This window comes from Brevibacillus sp. HB2.2 (genome assembly GCF_013284275.1).
GTDB lineage: Bacteria > Bacillota > Bacilli > Brevibacillales > Brevibacillaceae > Brevibacillus > Brevibacillus brevis_D.
Genome location: NZ_JABSUV010000057.1, coordinates 1 through 23262, shown reverse-complemented (window position 1 = coordinate 23262; position 23262 = coordinate 1). Strand labels below are relative to the sequence as shown.

Annotated in this window: 29 protein-coding genes; 26 read left to right on the top strand and 3 right to left on the bottom strand. The window is 41.6% G+C overall.

Features of this window, described 5'->3' with window-relative positions; translation table 11 throughout:
* The first annotated feature begins 13 nt into the window (after positions 1-13).
* From HP401_RS27520 to HP401_RS27405, 24 genes are all read left to right on the top strand, one after another.
* The gene (locus tag HP401_RS27520; RefSeq protein WP_173607338.1) at positions 14-967 is read left to right on the top strand and encodes an XkdQ/YqbQ family protein; all 954 of its coding nucleotides are present in this window, start codon (positions 14-16) and stop codon (positions 965-967) included.
* A 1-nt stretch (position 968) separates the two neighbouring features.
* Positions 969-1217: a hypothetical protein gene (locus HP401_RS27515; RefSeq protein ID WP_173607337.1), complete on the top strand. Its 249-nt coding sequence runs from the start codon at positions 969-971 to the stop codon at positions 1215-1217.
* Positions 1217-1651 (top strand): DUF2634 domain-containing protein, encoded by a 435-nt coding sequence (locus HP401_RS27510; RefSeq protein ID WP_173607336.1) that lies wholly within the window; start codon positions 1217-1219, stop codon positions 1649-1651. The genes HP401_RS27515 and HP401_RS27510 overlap by 1 nt, the downstream gene beginning before the upstream one ends.
* On the top strand, positions 1639-2454 hold the full coding sequence (locus HP401_RS27505) for a baseplate J/gp47 family protein (protein WP_173607335.1): 816 nt from the start codon (positions 1639-1641) through the stop codon (positions 2452-2454). The genes HP401_RS27510 and HP401_RS27505 overlap by 13 nt, the downstream gene beginning before the upstream one ends.
* Positions 2451-3056, top strand: coding sequence for a putative phage tail protein (locus HP401_RS27500; RefSeq protein ID WP_173607334.1), 606 nt, complete (start codon positions 2451-2453; stop codon positions 3054-3056). Before HP401_RS27505 ends, HP401_RS27500 begins: the two co-directional genes overlap by 4 nt.
* A gap of 14 nt (positions 3057-3070) precedes the next feature.
* Positions 3071-3430: a hypothetical protein gene (locus HP401_RS27495; protein ID WP_173607333.1), complete on the top strand. Its 360-nt coding sequence runs from the start codon at positions 3071-3073 to the stop codon at positions 3428-3430.
* Positions 3431-3437: 7 nt separating this feature from the next.
* On the top strand, positions 3438-3761 hold the full coding sequence (locus HP401_RS27490) for a hypothetical protein (protein WP_173607332.1): 324 nt from the start codon (positions 3438-3440) through the stop codon (positions 3759-3761).
* Positions 3761-4312 (top strand): hypothetical protein, encoded by a 552-nt coding sequence (locus tag HP401_RS27485; protein ID WP_173607331.1) that lies wholly within the window; start codon positions 3761-3763, stop codon positions 4310-4312. The genes HP401_RS27490 and HP401_RS27485 overlap by 1 nt, the downstream gene beginning before the upstream one ends.
* A 16-nt stretch (positions 4313-4328) precedes the next feature.
* Positions 4329-6002: a hypothetical protein gene (locus HP401_RS27480; protein WP_173607330.1), complete on the top strand. Its 1674-nt coding sequence runs from the start codon at positions 4329-4331 to the stop codon at positions 6000-6002.
* On the top strand, positions 5999-6175 hold the full coding sequence (locus tag HP401_RS27475) for a hypothetical protein (RefSeq protein ID WP_173607329.1): 177 nt from the start codon (positions 5999-6001) through the stop codon (positions 6173-6175). The genes HP401_RS27480 and HP401_RS27475 overlap by 4 nt, the downstream gene beginning before the upstream one ends.
* The gene (locus HP401_RS27470) at positions 6162-7334 is read left to right on the top strand and encodes a polysaccharide deacetylase family protein (protein ID WP_173607328.1); all 1173 of its coding nucleotides are present in this window, start codon (positions 6162-6164) and stop codon (positions 7332-7334) included. The genes HP401_RS27475 and HP401_RS27470 overlap by 14 nt, the downstream gene beginning before the upstream one ends.
* An 80-nt stretch (positions 7335-7414) precedes the next feature.
* On the top strand, positions 7415-7873 hold the full coding sequence (locus HP401_RS27465; RefSeq protein WP_173607327.1) for a phage holin family protein: 459 nt from the start codon (positions 7415-7417) through the stop codon (positions 7871-7873).
* 2 nt (positions 7874-7875) lie between these two features.
* A complete protein-coding gene (locus HP401_RS27460) occupies positions 7876-8694 on the top strand; it encodes an N-acetylmuramoyl-L-alanine amidase (protein WP_173607326.1) in 819 nt (272 codons plus the stop codon).
* Positions 8695-9071: 377 nt separating this feature from the next.
* A complete protein-coding gene (locus tag HP401_RS27455) occupies positions 9072-9641 on the top strand; it encodes a sigma-70 family RNA polymerase sigma factor (RefSeq protein ID WP_173607325.1) in 570 nt (189 codons plus the stop codon).
* Positions 9604-9804, top strand: a complete 201-nt coding sequence (locus HP401_RS27450; protein WP_173607324.1) for a helix-turn-helix domain-containing protein — start codon at positions 9604-9606, stop codon at positions 9802-9804. The genes HP401_RS27455 and HP401_RS27450 overlap by 38 nt, the downstream gene beginning before the upstream one ends.
* 149 nt (positions 9805-9953) lie before the next feature.
* Entirely contained in the window at positions 9954-10499 is a 546-nt protein-coding gene (locus HP401_RS27445) for a hypothetical protein (RefSeq protein ID WP_173607323.1), read from the top strand.
* A gap of 204 nt (positions 10500-10703) precedes the next feature.
* The gene (locus HP401_RS27440) at positions 10704-11270 is read left to right on the top strand and encodes an N-acetylmuramoyl-L-alanine amidase family protein (RefSeq protein WP_173607322.1); all 567 of its coding nucleotides are present in this window, start codon (positions 10704-10706) and stop codon (positions 11268-11270) included.
* A gap of 453 nt (positions 11271-11723) precedes the next feature.
* Positions 11724-12368 carry a hypothetical protein gene (locus tag HP401_RS27435; RefSeq protein ID WP_173607321.1) on the top strand — a complete coding sequence of 215 codons (645 nt, stop codon included), beginning with the start codon at positions 11724-11726 and terminating at the stop codon, positions 12366-12368.
* Positions 12361-12915, top strand: a complete 555-nt coding sequence (locus HP401_RS27430; protein WP_173607320.1) for a hypothetical protein — start codon at positions 12361-12363, stop codon at positions 12913-12915. Before HP401_RS27435 ends, HP401_RS27430 begins: the two co-directional genes overlap by 8 nt.
* Positions 12878-13621, top strand: a complete 744-nt coding sequence (locus tag HP401_RS27425) for a hypothetical protein (protein WP_173607319.1) — start codon at positions 12878-12880, stop codon at positions 13619-13621. The genes HP401_RS27430 and HP401_RS27425 overlap by 38 nt, the downstream gene beginning before the upstream one ends.
* A gap of 503 nt (positions 13622-14124) precedes the next feature.
* A complete protein-coding gene (locus HP401_RS27420) occupies positions 14125-14397 on the top strand; it encodes a hypothetical protein (protein ID WP_173607318.1) in 273 nt (90 codons plus the stop codon).
* A 20-nt stretch (positions 14398-14417) separates the two neighbouring features.
* Positions 14418-14828 carry a YhjD family protein gene (locus tag HP401_RS27415; RefSeq protein WP_483862077.1) on the top strand — a complete coding sequence of 137 codons (411 nt, stop codon included), beginning with the start codon at positions 14418-14420 and terminating at the stop codon, positions 14826-14828.
* A 417-nt stretch (positions 14829-15245) separates the two neighbouring features.
* Entirely contained in the window at positions 15246-16805 is a 1560-nt protein-coding gene (locus tag HP401_RS27410; protein WP_173607316.1) for a multicopper oxidase family protein, read from the top strand.
* A gap of 315 nt (positions 16806-17120) precedes the next feature.
* The gene (locus HP401_RS27405; protein ID WP_309145167.1) at positions 17121-17453 is read left to right on the top strand and encodes an SOS response-associated peptidase; all 333 of its coding nucleotides are present in this window, start codon (positions 17121-17123) and stop codon (positions 17451-17453) included.
* A gap of 129 nt (positions 17454-17582) precedes the next feature.
* Here the strand turns inward: HP401_RS27405 and HP401_RS27400 are convergent, their stop codons facing one another.
* Entirely contained in the window at positions 17583-18275 is a 693-nt protein-coding gene (locus tag HP401_RS27400) for a hypothetical protein (RefSeq protein WP_016741617.1), read from the bottom strand.
* A 117-nt stretch (positions 18276-18392) separates the two neighbouring features.
* Between HP401_RS27400 and HP401_RS27395 the strand changes: the two genes are divergently transcribed.
* Both HP401_RS27395 and HP401_RS27390 read left to right on the top strand, forming a co-directional pair.
* On the top strand, positions 18393-19166 hold the full coding sequence (locus HP401_RS27395) for a M23 family metallopeptidase (protein WP_016741618.1): 774 nt from the start codon (positions 18393-18395) through the stop codon (positions 19164-19166).
* Between the two features lie 1508 nt (positions 19167-20674).
* On the top strand, positions 20675-21688 hold the full coding sequence (locus tag HP401_RS27390; RefSeq protein ID WP_173607315.1) for a hypothetical protein: 1014 nt from the start codon (positions 20675-20677) through the stop codon (positions 21686-21688).
* A 408-nt stretch (positions 21689-22096) separates the two neighbouring features.
* On the opposite strand, the gene HP401_RS27385 is transcribed toward HP401_RS27390, so the two are convergent.
* Complete coding sequence (locus HP401_RS27385) at positions 22097-22789, bottom strand: hypothetical protein (protein WP_173607314.1); 693 nt, start codon at positions 22787-22789, stop codon at positions 22097-22099.
* Positions 22790-23076: 287 nt separating this feature from the next.
* On the bottom strand, positions 23077-23262 hold a 186-nt coding region (locus HP401_RS29705; protein ID WP_217366247.1), incomplete at its 5' end, for a hypothetical protein.

Here is a 23262-nt window from a genome sequence, read left to right as displayed (position 1 = left end):
GCGAGGGTGCGGCATGAAAGTAATCTATGGCAAGGATGCTTCGAGGGTCGACCTTACTAAGGCGACGCTGGAACTATCTTGGACCTCATCACGAGGACAAATTGCACAGAATGCAGATATCAACATACGCCAAGCCCCGCCCTTACAATCGGCGGGTTTTTTGATGCTTTTTTCGGGCTTTGAACCGAACGAGTCCATGCAGTTTTTTCATGGCCCCATCGTCCGGTTTGAACGAGACGATAAGACAGGTGACCTCTCTGCCACCGCCTACGAGTTGGGCTGGTATTTGCAAAAAAATGAGGTTTCCAGACTCAAGCTGGACGGGGATGCAGGGACAGAGCTTGCGCGTATTATCAAGTCGACAGGTATCAACTTTAGCTGCCCGGCGTTCGGTTTTACCGTCAAGGAGAGAATCTCGTCCCAATCATATACGTCTCTCTTTACTTCGCTGACCGAGCAAGCTTATGAAAAGACGGGAAAGAGATATTTCATTCAGCATTTACGCGACAAACTGACGGTACTACCAGAAGGCGGGAACAAAATTGTCCCTATGTTTCAGGCGAGCATGTTAGAGAAAAGTGCCACAGGGGAGAGTATTGAGGAAGTCTATACGGTGGTCACCGTTGAGAAGTACAAAGGGGATAACCTAGCATCTAGCGTCACCAAAGAGAACGCGGGATTGATCAAGCAAATCGGTAGAATGCAAAAGATGATCGATGCGGGAGAAGAGAAAAACATATCGTCCCTTGCTTCGAAGCAACTCACCGAATTATCGAAGATACCAAAAACACGTACAATCACAGTCAGACATGAAGACAATAACGCTGCACGACTTCGCGCGGGCTGGCTCATCAAGATCATGGAAAAGGACAAAAAAACAGTAACCGATTGGATTGTGACAAACTGCAACGCCAGATGGAAGGGCGGTCAATACACAATGGATCTCCAATTGGAAAGGAGGGCTTAGTATGCATGCAGCTATTGCAAAACTGAGAGGGCTGACACAGGACGGCATAGTGAACACACAAGGGGAATTTGGCAAGCTTTTGTCGCTCTCTCCTTTGTCGGTAAAGCTCGACGAGGACCCGACACCCTTGGAGCCGTATGAGCTGTCTGTACTGCGTTCTGCCCGATTGTTGCCAGAAGATGTGGGGAAAAAAGTAGCTCTGTTGCGATGCAACAATGAGCAATACCTCCTGCTTGGGGTGGTGGAGTGATGTTTCCCACTCTGGAAGGTGATGAGACACAACTTATTCAGTCCGTGGACGATCCTATTCCATGGACATATAAATTTGACTGGACCACAAAACAACTAATGCAAGGGACGGATGGTCGTTATTTGAGGACGACCACTTATGAGGAGTACCTGGAAGAGACAGCAAAGAAAATCCTGAATACGCGGCGTTTCCGGTACGAGATTTATTCAGAACAGTATGGTGTGGATTTCCTCTTTGAAGTGGGGAGAATGCGTTCAGTGATATCGTTACCAATTATCAAGACACAGGTACAAGAGGCGCTAGAGGCTCACAGTGAGGTTGAGCGTGCGGAAGTGGTAGACATTCGGTTTGAGGACAACCGGGTCATTTTTTCGCTCGATATTGAGGGCACGAGAGGGACAACTAGGACGGAGGTGAATACATGGCAACGTTAGACAAACCAGAAATGCCGATTCTCAGGGAAACCCCAGATCAGATTTATCAGCGGACGGCAAATCGGATGACACTGATAGCGCAAAAGCGTGGGGAGACGCCACCAGCGATGGAAGAAGGTGAGATGTTTTATGACCTACTGTACCCTTTAGCGGAAGAAATCAGCGAGCAGCAACAACTTCTGGAGTACAGTTTTCTGCAAGGATTCTTACCATGGGCGGATGGTGAATTTTTAGAAGCCCATGGATATGTAGAGGGCGTTGACCCGAAAAGCGGTGAAGACAAAGAATCATACCGGAAACGAATTCTTGAAAGAAAAAGATCAGATGATGGGAACGGAAGACTCGTTGATTATGAGCGATGGGCACTGGCCATCGAAGGAGTTGGTGGAGCAGTTGCCGTCGAGCATGAACGAAACGCTGTATCTGTAGACCTTTATTTAACGGATACCGTGGGTAAACCAGTTACTCTCGAATATGCTACATCCATTCGTAACTGGCTTGAGGAAAAACGTATTGCGGGTCATGATTTGAGATGCTATCCTGCGGAAATTTTCCCAGTAACAATTCGAGTCAAATTGGTTATGTCAGACGAGTCTAAACGTGAAGCGGCGGTTTCAATGATTACGCAACGTTTAAAGGATTACCTTAAAGAGAGAAGCATTATCGTATATCAGCAAATGGGAGCCTTTTTTTGGGTGGATGGAGTATTGGACTATACCAATTTCACGTTAAATGGCAGTAATGAAAACCTTACAAAGCCAATCAAGGCTGTATCTGTTCTAGAATTGGTGGTTTTACCATGATTCCTTTGAGGTATAAACGGAAGCTCCCACCATACTGGTATGAGAACTACGTAGCTGAAATCCATTTCGAAGCTTCTGGGGAAGAAATGGACTACCAAAAAGCGAAACGCGAGGATATTGCCAAGCAATTTCTACTACCATACGCGACATGGGGGTTAGACATATGGGATTGGATGTACTTTGGGGACAAACAATCAGGGAACTACGAAAAACGTAGAGCAAATATTCGTAGTAAGGTACTAGCGAAGGCAAGATTTACTCTTGACACCCTTCAAAAGTTAGGACAAAGCGCCGGGAATCTGGAGAGCGTAACGGAGGATTTTGTAAATAAAGCGATCAGGTATCGATTTAACACATCGCAGCCGATTCAATTAAATCAGCTTACGCAGGATTTTCAAAAGATCAGGCCGATTCATGTCAAACAGTTACTCTATGAAGTAATAAATCATGCAGAGCCTGTCATCGTAGAAATTCGAAATGGATGGTCAATGGTCGAATATCCGGTTTGCAATGGGCTATTCGCAAACAGCATTGCTACACCACCGTTGAGTGAGCCAGTGTTTCTCAGTAGTGGTCAGGTCATTTATTTTGCGCCTGAATAAAGGAGGAATGGAGTTTGAGTCATGATACCAAAAATATTTTAAGAGATATTGGACGAATCCCGGTTCCACAATATTTTAATGCGAGTCGAGACGAATATCAGGTCGTAAACGGACGAAAAGGTGCAACATTCGTACAATTAGTCGGTTTAGCTGCAAAAGAACCGTTCAGCGGAGCAGAAGATACTGACCATGTTTTCACCGAGCCGATGTATGGCTTTGTTATCAAAAATGACGGCAATACTGCCCTTACTTTCACGATTCATGGTTTCACATTTACGGTAATGGCAGACGAGGTATTTGAAGATTATTTTGAACCATTTAGTCAAGTAAAGATTGTAACAACCTCATCTTTTCGAGCCTACGGAAGAGGGTGAGGGGGAAATGGCAGTCAAAATAGAGCCGGCACTTTGGGCGTATATACGAGACCGAATAAGTGCCAAATTCAGTAATGCAATTGTTACCGTTAATGGTGTAAAACAAATGATTCCTATCGTAGAAACTAAACACGTCACAGGCGAGCAAAGAAATTCGATTCAAGTGTATGCATATCTGGACGAAGCAAATGCAGCAGGAACGATAACAGAAGCATATTTAGCTGATATAGAGGGTGTCGCACTAATGACATCAGATATCAAAATCACGTCTGCTGGAACAGGTGTCCTACTGCTTTTTGAGATTACATTCAAGGTGGAGGTTAGAACCTGATGGGTTATGAGCGGCAGTATTGGGAAGATCGGCTGGTCACAGAAAGTGGAGAAACAATCCAGGAAGGAACCAGAATTACCGCACGAAGATTGAATCACATTGAGGAAGGCATTAAGGGTATCGACGACATCGTAATCAAAATGGAAAATCGAATTCTCCATTTGCACGCCAAGATCACGACAGGTGACAGGACCGCCGGAAATAACGGGATTTTCGTCGATACCTTTGATGGCATCCAGGATGCGGTCATTTCCTTGGATAGGACGAGAACAACCATCCAGTCGATTTCTGATACGCATGTTACCGTTGCATCGGTGACAGGATTTGCAGTTGGGCAAGAGGTGACGTTAGCCTCTGTCAACAATCAGGAGGAGCGTATTATCACCGCAATTAATGCGTTGACCCAAGTCATTACATTAAACGCGGCTCCCACAGCAACTTATTCTTCCAATTCCATCCTTGCAAGGTCAACCGTGGAGATTGATACGGTGGCAAAACGTATGAGGCGAGGGTCGATTGATACCTATAGCGTGAGAATAGCCGTAACGTAAGAAAGGAGGCGGTTAGATGGCTAGTAAATCAACCGTTGTGAGCATACCTGAGTCTACATCGCAAAGCCGGTCACAAAAGATAACTATTCCAAATCTAAAGCGTGTTGTGTCAGTTGCGGTCAATACGGGCAAAGTTACACACTCTGTCAATGGCAGCGAAGTGACGGTCAATGTCAGCGATGGCTCCTATACTCGATATACCACATCCAGTACCCCTAACACAAAAACCGTATCGGAGACTCGTACAAGCAGTACAGATAGTTTTCAGTCTTCGATCAGTTACAACGATGGAACTTATAGCGGGACCTTGTCTAAATCAGGCGGATCAACTCCCTATGTAGTCAGCGGTAGCCCTCCTGGTCAAAAAACAGTATCAGCTTCTCGCGATTCTTGGTACGACTATGGCGGGTCTTGTAGCGGAGCGCAAAGCGGCGCATTGTCGGCGTTACCATCCTCCATACCTTATTCAGACGGAGAAGGATACACTGGCACTTTGCAACGCACCGGGGCATCGGCGGGAAAATGTCAACTTTTAAATGACGAGGGAGACGGAGAAAAAACATATGGAGCGTCTGCAACAGGCACCTATTCGGGTACGGTGTCCAAGCCTGATACGCGTAAATACAACTACTCCCAAAGCTATTCCGGCACAGTGTATGGACCATCTTCGGTATCCTATACCTACTACTACGCTTATACCGTAACCGTTACGTATGAGGACAACTTTGGTCAGACGCTCACGCTTACTGCTCCAGCAAGCGGGGTCAAGTTGTCCGTGGGTAATACTTATGCGGTCACGGGCACCACATTGGACACTGATCCTGGTGATATCGTATCCGTCTATGTACGTGTTAACAAAGGCACTCCCTATCGTATCCTGCAAGCATCAGCGGATGGCGTAAATCCGTTAGCCTTTAACAAGACATTGACATTTACAGGTGGAGCATTGAAGGACGGTACGACAGCCGTTTCTGGGCTACTGGATGAGGGAGCAACCCATTTACTAGAAGTGTGGTCAGAGGACGGTAAGGGCGGAACCTCGATCATTGCAGAACGTACGTTTACCGTTATGCTGAATCGTCCGCCAACTCTTACACACTCATTTGTGGCGAACAATGATAATTTGTCGGATGATTCCCCCATTACAATCACAGGGACGGTGTCCGATCCAGACGGCCAAAGTGTAAACATGAAGTATCGGCTGAACGGTGGTGCAGATGTACCCATATCAATCAGCGGTGGCGCGTGGTCGATCACCGTTACACCAAAGCAGATGGTTGCCGGAGCGAACAGTCTCGTCATAACAGCAGCAGACTCATTAGGAGCAACAACAGTCCTCACGTTTTCCTTGACCCGTTCGGTGACAAAAACACGCCTCAAAACAGCCCATGCACGCTACAAGCTATCTCCCCAATCCACGACAGCCAAAGAAGTCCTAGCTTGGTTCCAACATGAAACAGGAGATTTGAATGTGGATGGAGCTCTTTCTATCGTTTCGGCTGGCGCTGCCGAATCCTATAAGGCCATGACAAAAACGACTGCCCCTGTTATCACAGGGATCGTGGAAACAGAGTTTATCGGAACGTATGCCACTGGTAACGCTCAACTCCATTTGAAATTGACGTTGTCCAGTAAGGACGCAAACTCAACAGCGGCGGCAACAAGTTTATCGGGGGCGATCAAAGCATGATGTATCGACAAAGAAATCAAGACGGGTTGCTGGGCGATTGGGTATACACGCCAGCCGGAGAGGAAGAGCGAAAGCAGGAAGAGGCTCTAAGAAAAGAGCTGGAAGCCCTTCGAGAAGAGAATGTGAAGCTGATAAATGCTCAAAAAGAGGGTGGAGAGAATGGGGTGGGCTAAGCCGACAGATAAGAAAAGCAAAGACTTGATTCTGGCCCAAGTCAGAGATTATAAAAAAGGCCGTCTCGTTGAGCCGTTTAGCGATACAACCGCATGGCTAAAGGCATACGGTGGAGGCACTGTGTCATTTATCAACGGAAGGTTACAAGTCACCTCTACAGGTACATCGATTGCCGCACGCCGAAATATCCTCTTAAATTTAACAGGTGCAAAGACCTTAAAAATTAGATTTTATGTAGACAAGTTGACTGACTTCTATGAGTTCCAGCTCTATTTGGCTCATGATACTGGCTATGCCGAATTTTTGGGCTACACCGTGCGAGGATGGCGAATGGCGCTGGGTTGGAATGAACATATCATCGATATCAGCAAGCTGGAGCCCGTTGGAGCTGCAAGTCTGACCCGGGATATCGTTTCTATGCAAATCCGTGTGAAGTCCAACGAGAATACGACAGCATCGATCATTTTTGACTCGCTTGTTCGTGATGAGTCGCAACGAGGGAAGATCATTTTTATGTTCGATGATGGATGGTCTTCTCAATACACCGAAGCATTTCGGTATATGGGAAAATACAATCTCCCAGGTGTCATTGCTGTCATTCCGTCGCATGTCGGGTGGTCTGGCTATTGTACGTTGCCACAGCTAAAAGAGATGTACACCTACGGATGGGACATGGCCAACCACACCATGAACCATGCGACTTTGAAAGACCTGAAAGATATAGCAGCCATCGAAAAAGAGATCGGGGACGCCGAGGATTGGCTGAATGCAAATGGCTTTACGAAAGCATCAAATATCTTGGCGTACCCATACGGGGCGTATGATGCAAGGGTGTTGCAAGTTATGCAATCTCGCAGAGCGGGCCGCACTGTCCAAGAGGATACGGCGACCACACCGCCACCGGATAAACGGACGATCAAGATTCGAAATGTGGAGCATATGATTACACCCGCCACACTAAAAGGGCACATTGATGATGCAGCAAAGGTAGGGGGCGTGTGTTTGTTCATGTTCCACAAGATCGTTAGCGGCGAAGCCACGTCCAGCATCGAGTATAACGTAAGCAACTTCCAAGAGGTTGTTGATTACGCATATTCCCGGCGAGATGACATCGATACAGTGACAATGAGCGAATGGCTGGACAGTTGTGGGTTGTAAAACGAATAGAGTTTTTGGGGGAGCTGCTAAGCGGCTCCTTTTACTTTTGCCCCGAGGGGGGTGAGGAGGAAGATGAGCTGATGAAGTTTTTTCAAAGCCTGGATAACGTAGTGACCCCAGCAAACGGAATTGCAGTAACCGCAGGAGTGTTTCTTACCCCGATTTTCCAGTACCTCTATGGAACAGGGCGGTTCGATATTTTAATCGTGCTTTTTCTTATGATTTCACTCGATTGGATCACGGGCATATCAGCAGCTAAAAAGGATGGGTCCTATACGTCTGAATACGGGCTATCCCGAATCCCGCGTTCGTTGTTTCTTTTAGCATTGCCAGCCGTTGCTAACATGCTAGATCGGGTGATGGGTACACCCGGCTTTCTGTTTTATGGCGTCACATTCGGTCTACTCTATCATACATGGAACAGCCTCACAGCAAATGCTCACCGAGCTGGCTGGCCTGTTCCAAAATCGATTGTTAATTTGGTCGGATCAGAAATCAAAGCGAAAGCAGAGCGAGCTGCAAGAAAGGAGCAGAAATAAAAATGAATATGACTATTCAAGGTGCGCGCGTGGTAGACGTTCGTGCTTCTTTACCACGCCACAAAACACTAAGGTATGGGCGGCGCAAGCTGACTGACATCCGATCGGCAGCCATGCATCATTCAGCTACATTGAGCGGATCACCGGAGGCATTCGCACGGTATCACGTCAGCACTAACGGATGGCCGGGCATTGCCTATCATTTTGTGATTCAAAAAGACGGCGTAATCTATTGGTGCAACGATCCAGAGACAATCTCCTACCATGTGGGAAACAGCAACAGACATGCGCTAGGCATTTGCCTTGTTGGAGACTTCCGGACACAGCAACCAACCGCAGCACAGCTCGATGCGGCGAATTGCCTGATCCAGCACATGCAGCTACAGATTCCTACCATGAAGCAGGTGCTTGGTCACCAGGAGTACCCCGGCTATGCATCGAAAAACTGCCCTGCATTCCCGATGGGTACATTCCGAACAAATTACTCACAATTCTTGCAAAAAGCTGTGGGTAAAGTGGATGAGCCCAAGCAGATTCCGGTTGCTATCAGTCTGAATGGTACTTTACTCGCGGTAACTGGCTTTTTGCAGGATGGTGTTTCTATGTTGCCAGTCCGTGCGGTAGCCAATGCTGCCGGTGGGAAGGTGGAGTGGATTGAACAGACGAAGGATGTTCTTGTTAACGGCAAAGACCTAAACGAAAAGCTCATTTTGGGATCGGCATATGCTCCTGCTCGTGAGATAGCTGCCGCGCTTTTTCTGCAAGCTGAGTGGGATGGGAAAACCCAAACTGTGAAACTGAGAGGTTGTGTTACAGAATAAAAAGGCTGAAAAACAACAAAAAAAGCATGCTGTTTATTCTGACTGACGTTCTTGGCATTATAGGAGCTGCCATTGGATTAAGCGAAGACCTGCAACTCCAAATCGTTAGTATCTTTGATCAACTGATGTCATCCTCTCGACCTTAATAGGGTGGGGGATTTTTATTTTTTTGGATTAATTTTTTCAAGTGTAAAGGCATGAGTATTCGAAATTACACATACTTACAAAAGTTTACACTACAGGATTATTAAGCAAACAAACTGAAGTGTTTAGTAAAATGGATAGAGTGGTTCGGGACGTGTCAGTGTGATTATGGCACGTCTATTTTTTTTACCGAAAATACGAACGTATGATCTCTTTTTAGGAGGAGGCATTTCGTGATCAAACTTACAGACGTAGCTAATCAGAAGTTGCTGGATGCATTTCTAGCTCAAACAGACAATCAACTCCTATACGAACGAGTGCTTGCTTCACCGGGCGACTCGCAGAGGAGTGATGAATTGGAAAGTAGACTTCAGGAGTTTTGCGCTGAGGTCCAATTGACTAAATTTATTTCGTCACTCATTCGTTTTACAGCTATCGAGTTGGCTGTTCGTAATCAAAAGATAGGCAAGGTATGCCAGCCTACAGACGAAATTGAAAAGGTGGTAGATAGCCTTGTTAGCGACACTGAAAAAAGTGAGCAGGAGGACAAGTCTGAGTGGGGAGATGTATTAGCTAACAAACGAATTTTGGATGCTGTTCAAAGTCTCACAGAAAAGGAACAGGAGATACTTAAACTTCTATATTTGAGGAATCTCAAAGAGGTAGAGGTTGCGAGGCTGTCAGGCATCAGCCAACAAGCCGTTTCTAAAGCAAAGAAACGAGCGTTACTGAAACTCAGAAAACAGTTAGAGGGAGGCGGATTAAATGACCCTGTTAACACTGGTAAAGCGAGCACAAAATAATGATGAGAGTGCAATGGTAGAGATCATAGAAAGATTTGAGCCAAAGATTCGGAAGTCGTTGAAATTCACGGATATAGGTGTACGTGAAGACATACATCAAGAGATAATATTTCGAATGATAAAAGCTGTCAAATCATATAATCTTCCGAAAAAAAGTAACTGATTTATTGGTCATCCTGGACCTCTTTAGGATTTATAAAAATAAGAAAATTAGGCTATGGGAAGAAGAGGCCAAAAGTCCTTTCAAATTTTATACAAATTTTGGTATAATACAAAGGATGTATACTTTATAAAAACTATAAGGAGCATCCCATGATTAAAAAAATTACGATAGGATTAATTACTATAATTATTTTATTCTTGGCTGGATATGCATATAGTGCTCAGCTTGAAAAGGAGAGGATAGAGTTAAGGGTAAAATCTCTAGCAGGACATAATTTGTTTCTCCTCGTAACTACTTACCAAGAAATTGAAAGTAAGTTTAGCAATGAAACATTTAACAGGGAAAGTGTAAGTAATATTGAAGATAAACTTGTAGAAGTAAAGGCATATTCAATAGTTGCTGACAGTATTGTAGGTAACGATTATTTACAAACAATCACAAGCAGATTCCAAGATATCTTTGCCCATCTTGAAAAGAGCCATACAAAAATGGATCTTAGTAAAGAGCAAATTCAAGAGTTAGTTGAAATAAAGAGCATGATGAAAGAATTAATTGATGTCATTTATCAAACTTACTATGATAAAAGTAACGATGAAGGCGGATCGGCTGAATTAAATATAAAAGACTTCAGTAAGGTTGAATCACTTCAAAAGAAAATAACTGAGTATTATAACCAAATTAACAAAAAATCGTGAATGTAATACTTATGTTTGCCTACCCCATTTTTTGAAAATACAATACCAAATGTACATCCCAATTCACGCTTATGTGATATGGGATGTTTTTTTATTCTCATATTTTGTTCCGATAGGGTTGTATTTTTGACCAGATTTTTCACTTTCTATATTGAAAGGAAATTCTGGCCAGAATACCTTACCAAATTTAAAGGTGGAATTACAATGGATTTAAAAGGTAAAAAGATTCTTATTGACCCAGGACATGGCGGCGATCATCCAGGTAAGACATATAAAGGTCGACAAGAAAAAGATGTTACTCTGAAGATTAGTAAAGTTCTTGAAAGCCTGCTTGAAGAAGAAGGTGCAACAGTTTATATGACGCGTACTCGTGATAAGGATTTTGGTGGAGAGAGTCTGGACGAAGATATCAATGAGCGAGTAAAATACATCAATAAGAAATTCGCCGGTAAGGGTATTGATGTATTGCTTAGTGTTCATGTGAATAGAGAGCGGGTGGTCAGTCGAGTTGGTGTACTTTATCCCGAGAAAGGAAAAGCATCTAAGATTTTGGCTCAAAATCTTGCAAGAAAGTATGGAACCTTTATGGCTAACACAGGGTATGGGGAAGCTGACCTTGCAATATTGAGAGATACAAAGGTTGCTGGAGCAAAAGCACTAATCGAAACCGGAAAGATCAACCAATCCTGGTATGATGACGATGAGGAAGTTGAGCGTGCAGCATTCGCGATTGTGGCTGGATTTTATGACTACTTCCGAGAAATTGAATAATAATCCAAAAAGAGTGAAGTTGCCCTTCGGGTTACTTCACTCTTTTTTATATTTATATATCAGTATAGTAGATGATGATTAAAGCCCATGATTTCAATATTGAGTAATTAGAATTCCTTCGGAGTACTCCATGGAGGAATTTTCCATTTTATAGGGAATTAAGAAAAACTAGATGATAAAGTGTTCTACCAGATGTTTTTGTATTCGGTAGGATTAGGAACGAGTTGTCTATTCTTAATATGACTGTATATGAAATGCAGAGAGTAAGTCCGCCTCCGTTAGAGGCGTGATGTTTTTTATTGAAAGTGCATATGTTCGCTTGTCAAATGTCCATTCAATAGATATATTTCAAGATATAAGAAATAGTAAATTCTTCCTAATCACTAACAGAATATAAGTACGCAATTACAGATTCGCTTAACTATCGCATATAAACGAAGGATGTGTTTGAAGATGATATCACTAAGTAATTTTAAAAAATATTGCGAAATCGGCAAACAACTTATAGAAAAAGATGTTATTGCTCCACGGATAATAAATGAAAATTCAATGAGATTCAAGTCCGATTCAAAAGAGTTAAAAGAAATACTTCTTAAAGAGGAAGTAGATTATGGAGATTTTATTGAGTTTCTAAATCGAGAACTTAATAAAATTATTATAGCTATCCTCAGTGATAATATTGATTTTCTCAAGCATTTCTTAATTGAAACTTCCGATGATGAAGATGAGGAAGAAGATGCGGAAAATGGGAATGAAATTCTAAGTGAAAAGATAAAATTAGTGGAAGATATTTTAATTGATGATCAAATTAGAGCTGCCTTTCTGATCAAGTCTACATCAAAAAATAAACTAATCAGCCAAATTACTTGGGAAATTAATGAAAAAACATTCGATAGTTATGAAGGAGAGATTGAAAAGCTTAAATATGCGACTCTAGTTATTAAAGAAATTGGTTCTGAAGCAGGGTTACCATTTAGTGCAGTTTTCCCCTTTGTGAATGAAGATAAAGAAGCAAAAGTTTATACTTTGACTAAACAAGATATTGACTATCTGCTCAAAGAATTGACCAGATTAAAGGATGTGTTGGCTAATGAATAAAATCAAAAAATTGCCCTCATTCTTTTCTCAAATGGATCCACTTACGCAACAGCAAGAAATATATGACATGGTAAAAATCTTGTATAAAGCAGAACAAAATAGACAAAAACATTATTTTGCGGAAGAAACTACAGAGACTGGTCTATGGCATTTTAAACATGCAGACATATTTAATAAGCTTAAAAAATATTTAACTCTTTTAACTGAATCATTTGATGACATCATTGATAGAATACAATATTTGGGTATGGTCAAAGATAATGTGCTGTTATTAAAAAATGCATTAAACAAAGATTTGTACAAGTATGAGAGGCGTGTTTGTATTGCAATACATGACGCGATACATAAGGCTAGAGCTGAAGATCTAGAAGCAAATCATTTGGATGCATTAGTATTTTCATTTCAAATATTATTTCAAGGTGACTGTACTAAGTTCGACTTTCTCCAAGTTGATAAGCGATTAAGAAAAAGCGGCATAAGCTGGATTGTGGGTGACGTAGGAGAAGATTATGAATACCATATTCCTGGAATCGACGATAAATGCTGATAGACATTTTCAAAGTTCGAGAAGACAAGTGGAGATAAGAGAAAAATTAAAAGGAAAAAGGTTAATTACATCTGCCTATGTTATTGGGGAATTAAAGAACAACTTTTTGCGAAATAGCATTGCTTTTTATAACTTAGTTATAGAAGAAGAGACTGTATTTGATGCTTTGACTCGTTTAAGTAGGATTTTAAGAAGTACCAGACAATTTGATAGGGTTATTAAAGTTTTTGTTTATTTAGCAAAAAAGGTTGAATTTAATAAGGAGGAGTTACTTGAACGGCTAGATATGTTGATTGAAGATTCTATGGATGAGTTATTTATCGAAGATATAGATGAAATAGTAAACGATTGCGGGTGTATCCGTGCAAATGGACAACCAGTTAAAGACGGGAACAGATGGTTTTTGGATTTAGGTTGTAAACAGAAACCCAAACCAAATTGCGATATAGATAAATACATGCTATCAAATGAAATGCAATTTCAAGAAATAAGTAATCTTAACGAACTAGAAGGAAGCAAACTGAAAGATAACCTTTCTAAGATGCTAGAAGGTAAAATGGTAACATTCGGACGAAATTGTTGGTATATAGGCGATGCTGTTATTGGAGTTGAAGCTCCAATTAATGCAGACTTCTACACAACTAATCTAAAGGATTATATACCTATTTGTTCAATCCTAGACAAAAAAATATTTCAAGAAGATTGAAGTTTTATGACTGATAAATTTTTAAATCTTTTTATCTTATACTTTGTATTACTGGAAATTAAATATTTTCTCCAAATATCAAAGTTTGCATCGTTTGTTTTAAATATTAACCTCACATTATCACTCCTTGGGATTTCAAAGTTCGGTATATATTAGAAAGCAGTATTCACGAATTAAATAACACTAATACTTAGTTCAGTTAGATTTTCTGTTAATAAATTTATATTGTGCTCCCAATAAAAAAATCCCTCAAATTTATTGATGGGATTTTTTTATTTGCACGTGTCCTTTGTGTTCGCATATAATAGGAACGAATGTTCGTGAGAGGGCGATTAACGTGGAGACAATTAAAGCAGTGATTGATGGCCAACTCCAAGCTGTCCCCGTTTTAACCCCCAAACATCTCAAAGCCATAAGCAAAATCCACACAGGAGTGAGTCCTTGTTGTACCCCTGACATTCTCCGGGATCTGATAGAGGCTGGATTGGTGGAGGAGATTACAAATGAGTTTGCTTTATGAGAATCACTACGAGGAAGTCATGACTCCGTTACCACCGGTTGATTCAGACGTCTTGGCTGAAATGAACGTCATCATTTATGACTCTGTGCGAAAAGACTTTGCAATCAACGTCAGTTGGCTTGAGGTCTGCATCCGTAGGGAATGGGGCGTGGTCAAAGATATCGACCGAATCGAAAACAAAATCAAGCTTGTTCGGGTTGATGGTGTATGGTGGGTGCCCATTGAAAAAATGCTACAGGTAGAGCGGGTGTATTAGACAATGATTCAACCTGACCAATGGCGAGAGATACTGCACGAAACGATAAAACGATATTGTATGGCATGCTTTTTAAGGCTATCGCCTTTGATGCAGAAAATCTTAATCAGGATCAGCTCAAAATGTCATACCGCCCGATGTTCGATACAGTATCGATGTGGGCAGAGCGGAAACACCATGAATACCGGAGTCAGTTTGGGAGGCTTGGCGGAAAAATTCATGTTCAGAAGACAACCGACGGATTTTTGTACTTGGTTCTTGTTACGGTTAAAGGTCGTCGAGAAGAATGTATTTACAATGTGGAACATTTAAAAGCTGAATGTCAGGTGCGGCTGAACATTTATCTATACGACGCCAAGCAGCGGGCTTCGGCATCGAATAGAACAGGAAGGATTACCCTCTCCGCGATTTGTAAAAAGAAATACGAGTGAGGAATCAAAGGATGTTCTCATAACCATTCTTAGAAAAAAAGTTGAGGATTTAACAAAAGAAAACAAAAATCTAAAAGAGCATTTAAAAATTCATTTTGGAACGATATATGAGAAAATTTAATTAAAAATGAAGCAGCGCCACATTAGGACTTAAGAATAAAGTCTTAGACTGCCGCTGCTTTTATTGTGCCTTCGTTTCCCAATGCAAAAAACGACTGGTGTACAGCAATACGTCAGCCGCTGCCTATCTAATCGGGTATACGATTACCAAGCAAAAGCAAATCTATGATCAATTTAGGCAGAGTGTTAGACTGCTGTACGGTGCGCTTTCCTCCTATTAAGCATTAGACTGTAATACAGCGGTCGAAAGGCAAGTGCCTTGTCCCTGTTACTAATCGTAAATAGGAGGAATACGCGTTGCCTCTTAAAAAATTTGTAACACCGCTGGCTATCCCGCCGACTCTAAAACCGATTCGTCGCGGCACGAAAGGAACCTTTTATCAAGTAAAAATGGCCCAATTTAAGCAAAGGTTGCACCGCGATCTGCCGCTTACTACCGTGTGGGGATATAACGGGAGATCTCCGGGGCCGACCATCCGCGCCCGCAAAAACGAGCGGGTTCACGTCGAATGGATCAATAAGCTACCGCTCAAGCATCTGCTGCCCGTCGACAAAACGATTCCGGGAGCCGGTCCTAACGTCCCCGAGGTCCGTACCGTCACTCATCTTCACGGCACCGTTGCCCGTCAAGGGAGCGACGGATATCCTACGGCTTGGTTCAGCCGCGACTTCAAAGTAGTCGGCCCCCAGTTCAGACGCAAGGTATACGCTTACCCGAATTCTCAAAACGCAGCCACTTTGTTCTATCACGACCACGCCTTGGCCATTACTCGATTGAATCTGTATGCCGGCTTATCCGGAGCCTACCTACTGACAGATGCTCACGAAGCGTCTCTTCCGCTTCCGAAAGGAAAGTTCGATATCCCACTCATCATACAGGATAGGTCATTCAAGAAGAATGGGCAGCTGTTTTACCCCAGCAATACAACTCCACCAGTAAAAGGAGTCAACCCTTCCATTGTTCCGATTTTCTTTGGTAACACCATTATGGTCAACGGGACCGTATGGCCATTTTTGAATGTGGAACCAAGAAAATATCGCTTCCGAATCATTAACGGCTCGAATTCCCGCTTTTATCAAATGAAGCTTAGTTCCGGACAATCTTTTATTCAAATTGGGTCGGATCAAGGCTTGCTGTCCAAACCGGTACGGGTAAACCAGATCACTCTCGGCATAGGTGAACGGGCGGATGTGATTATTGATTTTTCGAAGCATAAAGGGCAGAATATCGTGCTAACCAATCATGCGCGGGCGCCTTTTCCAGGAGGATCATTGCCGGACCCTAAAACGACGGGAAAAATCATGCAATTCCGGGTAGGCCGTCACCTGTCGTCTCCCGATAAGAGCCGCATCCCCCAAAAATTAAACAAAATCCCTCGACTGTCGCCTGCTAAGGCACGCCGGGTACGATGGATGAAACTAAGCTCTGCCCCGGACAAATACGGAAGAGACGTTCAGATGCTGAATAACAGAGGCTTTGAGGCTCCGGTGACGGAGAAGCCTGTTCTCGGTTCCATTGAGGTATGGAACTTCGTCAACCCCGGTACGAACACGCATCCGATGCATCTGCATCTGGTGAAATTTCAGGTGCTCAGCCGCAGGCCGTTCGATGTGAATTTTTACAACAAGACCAATAAAATTCGCTACACGGGCAAGGCCATCCCTCCTGCGCCCAACGAACGGGGATGGAAAGACGTTGTCAGGGCGAACCCTGGGCAAGTGACCAAAATCATTGCCAGGTTCGTTCCCTTTACGGGCTTATTTGCTTGGCACTGTCATATTCTGGAGCACGAAGATTATGATATGATGCGGCCGATGAGAGTCGTCCGCGGCAAGAGAATCCCAAGAAGAAAGTGATGCGTTCAAAAAGTCTAGCCCACAGTGATTTGCATATTCCTTCTACAATTGAATGACAACTATGATATTTTGACGATGAATTGTTCTAGAACGGAACAACTCCCAGTCTATGATCTTTTTTACTCGGTTTTACCCGAACAATAGATGCCGAATATTCAGGAATATACTTAAAGTAACAGGTGCGTATGTGCAATAATCAGGTAGGCTCCGTCAGGAGCCTATTCTTTTTAGAAGTTCGAATTTTATCTTGAAATACATGTATCCAACGTTTAAGGTATTGAAAATTAATAAACTATTTTAATTTAGTCTTGATAAATGATGAAAAACGGAGAGCCGTTTTCGTTCGCGGGCTTGTTTGATACCTGGATGAGTCCAGCAGGCGAGAAGTTGCATACCTGTACGATCATCACAACACGCCCAAACGAGATTGTAGGGCTAATTCATGACCGGATGCCTGTGATACTGAGACAGGAAGACGAGGGAATATGGTTAGATCGCGAAAAGTTCTATACTGACTTGTTACAATCGTTGCTCGTGCCATATGACCATGACCAGATGAGGGCATATCCCGTAGCTCCAATGGTCGGAAGCCCAAAAAAAGACATGCCAGAATGCATTCAAGAAATAGCAAACCCGTCCCTATTTTGAGGAGACGGGTTTTTTACTGTGAATGTTTTTTCGATCAGGAATCTGCGGGTGCACGAAACAAATACTTTTCTCGACCGGGATTCCAGAAGGAAACTTAATTTCACTTTTAAGCAGTAAGCTTACATAGGTTTACTTTGTATCGACCGATTTCATGTCGATCATCTCTAAAATTTCATCATAAGTCATTTTTTTAATCACATTATAGTCAAGTGCTCTAAGTATAAAGTCACGACGTAATCTCTCTTGTTCATTTTTAGGCTCAGGAAGATTTTCACCAGTAGCTATAGTGTTGAAACGAGGATTAAAAGTTTCCATATTGTCGTCTGCATTAAGTTCGACCCAAATCTCTTTCGATGAGCCGTCATTTAGTGTGAGAAGGTAACCTGCTTTTACGAGATAACCGTCATTATTGGGGTTTCTTTCAGCCATAATATTCTTTACATGTACTTCCTTTGCGGGAAGGATGCCTTTTTTCTGCATTTCCAAGTATGTTGCGAGCTCTTTATGGTTTGTAGATAATTCTTTCTTTACTAGTTCCTTTTCGTCAGGACGTAAATTCCAAGTGAGATAAAAATATGTATTCCATAAATCCTCTTCATTCTTTTGTGTAAATAAATGATGCCATTCAATCGTTAGTATTTCTGTCATTCGACTTAAGGTAGTGTCGTGGTTCTCTAATCGATCAAGAATCTCTAGCTTTTTATTATAGTCTACAGATTGAGGCTGGGGACTTGCTTGCATGGATGACGCATTGTTACTAGTAGTACAGCCAGCTATTGAAACGACAGAAAGCAACAAGAATACTTTTAACTTTTTGTACATGTAAATTCCCACCTTTTAACAAAATTAATATCTAAATTGATTGACGATTATTTGAATGATTAATATAATCATAACAGTAATAATATACCATATATTGAAGGGAATGGAAACTAAAGTATGAAAAGGTTAAAGGTGGGTATTCTTGGGTTAGCTCTCGCGGTATCAACTGTAGTTAGTGCTGGCAATGGAACAGCTTACGCAGAAGGGATAAATCCATACGACGATTTTAACTGGAGTTGGGTTACTACTGATAGTGAATTAAGCAGGGGATATTCTAAAAGTCATAAAGGAATGGATATTGCAGTAAATAAAGAGCCTGTATACAGTCCACAAAAAGGAACCGTATTAAGTGCAGGTTATTGGACAAGTGCAGGCAATTATGTGGCAATTGAAACAAGAGACAAGGACCCTGACACGAATACTAAACTAGTAATTAGGTTTCTTCATTTAAAATCCAAATCTGTATCTACGGGTGATTCTGTGAAGAAAGGAGAAGAAATTGCGGTATCAGGAAATACTGGTACAGATACTACTGGTCCTCATTTGCATATCGATATAAATAATGATGGGGAGTATGACGGGAAGGATATTACCTATTCAAATACAATAGACCCTAAATACTTCTGGCCTCACTACTTTGATGGCCCGACCTTTGCGCCACACGAAGAGCATCAAACCGAAGAGCATTATACGGAAGATGAATTATTACGTAAATTTGACAGTGCAGAATACTTTTTTGAAGACACCCTTATAAATTATGTAGGGGAAGAAGAATTTATGAAGTGGATTAATTCACAACCGTTGGAAGATCAAACAGTACCAAATTTTAAAAAGGCTTTTAATATCTCTGATGAAAAAGAAATGAAATTAAAGCAACAAGCTAGGGAATAGCCGCAGAAATTAGATAACCCAATGTCAAATGACAACCCGTCCCTGTATCGAAGAGACGGGTTTGATTGTTTAATAATCACTTAATGGTTACATAAGTATATGTACGGTGATCCCTGGAAAGAGCAGAGGTTTGCTTGGGATTGATTGGGGGAAAAGAGGCGGTGATTATCCGTCTCTTTCTTTGTTTTCATTGGGCTTACAATGCGAACCGAGGCGCTGAACAGCCTGAAAAAAGGCGATATTGTCGAGAATATAAAATGCCATCGTAGTCAACGGAAACATTTGAATTTCGGTAACGTGTAGATGGTGATGGTGTGTCTTTGTCTTAATACCCAGTCCAATCTTCAGCATTATAAGACTGGATTCCAAGTCATTCTCATTTGAGAGTAATGTTAGTGTACACAACAAAATTTAAGACTCCTATTAGAATCTGGATGCAAAGGGAAGCAGCAGCAATATATAAAGCTGTTCTTCCTACACTTTTAAATTGCTGATTTTGGTTGAAAAATGAAGCGATCCATACGATTAGTCCGATAGGAAAGAAAATAAAGCTAAAGAAATAAACAATTCCTTTTTCGAATTTGTTCATTTGGATTATCACCACTTAGTTTTTAAAATATTTTACAATATTCGGATTTGATTAACAAACCACACGATTTGTTAACGGTATCGGTCTTCGGAAATTCGTTTCAGAGCATGAGTTCTTAGTTCATCGTTATTATCATGACTCAGTATTTGTAGAGCTTTAAAAGTAGCTTTCTTGTTATAAGCAATACGTTGTCGAACAAAAAAATCGGGATCGCTGGCAAGAATGCTTAGAATCTCAACAGGTACCGATTTATTTTGAGCAACCCAAAAAGACATGTCTGGATATTTTTGAATGACTTCTTGTCAAACCTCCAATGGGGCTTCATCCCAAGCTGGAATATAGGAAAGCCTAATCTTCCCAGAAAGAAAAGATATCAATCCCATCACACCATTTTTTGTAATCAAAAAGTTCTGGGTTTTGAATGAGTTGAAACGATCGAGAAACCCATTGTTCGATGTAGTAATTTCGATTGGATAAAGCTTGCTCTACAAAAAGTCGGACTTCCTCAAGGTGTGTTCTATCTTTTACTATTCCCACAGCATCGCCTACTAATAGGTATAGACAAGCTAGAAAGACTTTTCGTTTATCCTTTGCTACTTCCGGATTAATTGATAGTGATAATAGTAAAGGAGCAGTACTTATATCAGTAATAAAAAGGTCCCAATCTTGATGAGGAAACAATGATACAAGATTATTTATCTATGATTATTGAGCAAGATTAGGCGAATGCCCGAACGAACAAGTTGAACTCATGCGTATCTTAAGGGGTACTGTAATATAGGAGATGGGAGTACATTCTTCAACGGAAACTGTGAAGGGTGTTTTTGTCACTTAACTGCAAAAAGACGAAATTCATTGTCACGAAATCCCTCCAGTTGGATCAAATAAGTGATCTGAAAATAGAAGGGAAGTCAACGAAATGAAAAAACAAACGTTTTTTGCCGTTAGTATGATGACAGTGTTGTTGTCAGCAGCAGTTCCATTTGCGAGTATGCCAGCACCAGCTTATGCAGACACTCAGACGCAATTGGCGCCAGAACCAATGAAGAAACTTGCACAATTGGACAAAAATGTCGTAGAGGCTGCCAAACAAGCCATGCAGAAGGAGGCGGGCAGTCTGCCGATCGAGTTGGATGAGATTACAGGGATGAACGCCGATTGCTGGGCGATCTCAGCCAAAGACAAAAGAGGCGAGGTTCTGGTTACCAAAAAAGAGGGAACGGTCGTATCTGTACATGTTAACTTCAAGTTCAGCGAAGTGGCAACAGATTTGCAAAATACGATCATGAGCACGTTGAAAAGCATGGATGACACACAGGCTTTTAGAATTGATCAGGTAGATCGAATCAGCTCGGATGTAGAAAACAGTTGGGTGTTTAAGGGGGAGAATGTAACGGCATCCATCGACGCGACAACAGGGAAGATCAGCGTTGTTTCGATAAAATATACAAGCCAAAAAATTAACCCCAAGGTGGTCGATACAGCGCAAAAGGCAATGAAGACACTATCAAACGGAAAAGCATCAGCATTGCTCCCTGAGGTCTCGCTCCTAAAAAATTCGGACTATCACCTGGATCAGGTGTGGAGCTTTATGGATCGTGACCGTACATATGGTGTCTTTATCGGGGCGAAAACAGGGAAAGTTGTTTCAGCAATCAACCACAATGATTTCAGAGATAGCAACTATGTTTCGGACGAAGATATTCCAAAAGTTTTTGCCAAACCGTTCTATACGAAAGAAAAAGCGATTGCTGCCGCAAATCCAATGGTGAAGAAAATATTTCATATGGATTTGACAGGATACAATGTTTCAACGAAATACAACGAGTATACCTTTACGAAAAAGGGAAAACCGACCGTTACGGCATCGATCAATAAAACAGGGGTTTTCTATGATTTTACCGTCACTCCGGAAAACGGCATGATCAACTAAATCGTTGATCCCAACAGGATGTGGAGGTTGGATTGCGGAAGCTCCCGCCAGGCAAAATGTCTAGGCGGGTTCTCTGCTTTATTTGCTATATTCTATATTGAAGTAGTATAAGTAAGTATTTTTTAAAAGGAAAAAATTTACACAAAAACGGAAACGCTATAAAATTGGTAACAAATCTCATTTGGTACAGAAAGAATCATGCGTGATCATCAATACTTTTGTTCAAATCATTATATTTGGTTGGTGGTCAACCAGCCTAGAATCATCATTAGAAATGGAAACAAGAGTAGACGAGTTAATTTATAGTAGCCTAACGGGATTGGGCAGTTCGATGCTAATCATTACTTATTCCCTTGTTCTTTTCGTTAAATTACTGAAGGAAACCGGGAAAATCAAACTATAATGCCTTTAATACTTATCTACCGATTTCATGTCGATCATTTCTAAAATTTCATCATAAGTCATTTTTTTAATCACATTGTAGTCAAGTGCCCTAAAAATAAATTCACGACGTAATTCCTCTTGTTCATTTTTAGGCTCAGGTAGATTTTCACCAGTAGCTATAGTGTTGAAACGAGGATTAATAGTTTCCATATTGTCGTCTGCATTAAGTTCTACCCAAATCTCTTTCAATGAGCCGTCATTTAGTGTGAGAAGGTAACATGCTTTTACGAGATAACCGTCATTATCGGTGTTTCTTTCAGCCATAATATTTTTTACATGTACTTCCTTTGCGGGAAGAATGCCTTTCTTCTGCATTTCCAAGTATGTTGCGAGTTCTTTATGGGTTGTAGTTAATTCTTTCTTTACTCGTTCTTTTTCGTCTCGACGTAAATTCCAAGTGAGATAAAAATACGTATTCCATAGATCCTCTTCATTCTTTTGTGTAAATAAATGATGCCATTCAATTGTTAGTATTTCCGTCATTCGACTTAAGGTAGTGTCGTGGTTCTCTAATCGATCAAGAATTTCTAGCTTTTTATTATAGTCGACAAATTGAAGCTGGGGACTTGCTTGCATGGATAACGCATTGTTATTAGTAGTACATCCAGCTATTGTAACGACAGAAAGCAACAAGAATACTCTTAACTTTTTGTACAAGTAAATTACCACCCTTTTCTTAGTCTAGCTCTCGCAATATCAGCCGTTGTCAGTACGGGGAACGGAACTACTTACGCATAGGCATAAATCCATATGACGATTTTAATTGGCAGTAGAGGAAAAGAAATTGTGGTATCTGGTAATACAGGTACAGATACTACTGGACCCCATTTACATATCGATACAAATAATAAAGGGAAGTATATTACCTATCAAATACCGATAGACCCTAAATACTTCTGGCCTCGCTACTTTGATGGCCCGACCTTTGCGCTACATGAAGAGCATCAAACGGAAGATGAATGATTACGTAAATTTGACAGTGAAGAATACTTTTTTGAAGACACCCTTATAAAGTATGTAAGGGAAATTGAAAAGAGGCGGGAAACCGCCTCTTCATTTGTATCAATTGAAATAATTTTGCGTGCTGCTCTTCTACCAGGACCTCCAACAGCTTCGTCATATGTATCTGT